The organism is Rhodococcus sp. Chr-9 (assembly GCF_000801125.1).
Classification (GTDB): domain Bacteria; phylum Actinomycetota; class Actinomycetes; order Mycobacteriales; family Mycobacteriaceae; genus Rhodococcus; species Rhodococcus pyridinivorans.
Genome location: NZ_JTIZ01000069.1, coordinates 1 through 252 on the forward strand (window position 1 = coordinate 1; position 252 = coordinate 252).

At 69.0% G+C, this 252-nt stretch carries 1 pseudogene; it reads right to left on the reverse strand.

Going from position 1 to position 252, the window contains the following annotated elements:
- Positions 1–252 (reverse strand): annotated as a pseudogene (locus QR64_RS26905) (ISL3 family transposase); the annotation flags it as partial.

Genomic DNA, 252 nt, shown 5'->3' on the forward strand with positions numbered 1-252 from the left:
GAGGTGCGTCCGTTGACCTGCGCCAGCAACCCTTGATCGCCGGTCAGATCGACCAGTCCGGTGTCCCACCGATCCACCCACGACCGCACACCGGTGTCCGGATCGGTTTCCCATTTCGCCTTCCCGCGTCGGGTTTCATCGATCCCGAGCACCATCACCGGCTCAGGCTCGCCGGCCAGGGCGGCGTCGGCGACCACGACGAGGTAGCCGTGGACGGTGTGCCAGGCGCACCCGTAGTCGCCCGCGACCGCG